Origin of the sequence: Pseudoalteromonas sp. SIMBA_162 (genome assembly GCF_046535955.1) — a bacterium.
In the GTDB taxonomy this organism is placed as follows: Bacteria; Pseudomonadota; Gammaproteobacteria; order Enterobacterales; family Alteromonadaceae; genus Pseudoalteromonas; species Pseudoalteromonas marina.
The window spans coordinates 1-310 of sequence record NZ_JAWJBQ010000204.1 but is presented as its reverse complement, the minus strand read 5'-3'; the positions used below and the strand labels follow the sequence as shown (position 1 = coordinate 310).

Genomic DNA, 310 nt, shown 5'->3' with positions numbered 1-310 from the left:
GCTCTGGCGGGTCAGGCCCGGGCGCGAGGCCAGGCTGGCGGGGAGGGTACGGCTTTCGCCGACCATGACTTCGGCAGGCGACAGACGCTGGATCTCGGCCAGCAGCTCGTCATCACCATTGACCTCGAGCACGCTGAAGCGACCGGAGGAGAGCTCGAGAGCGGCCAGGCCCCAGGTCTCGCCATCACGGTGCAGCGCCACCAGCAGGTTGTCGCGGCTGGCATCCAGCAGCGCCTCATCATGCAGCGTTCCCGGGGTGACGATACGTACCACCTTGCGCTCGACAGGCCCCTTGCTGGTCGCCGGGTCA

The 310-nt window shown here is 68.4% G+C and carries 1 pseudogene; it reads right to left on the bottom strand.

The annotated features are described in order from the left end of the window. Positions 1-310: pseudogene (locus R0J88_RS19375) on the bottom strand (DNA mismatch repair protein MutS); the annotation flags it as partial.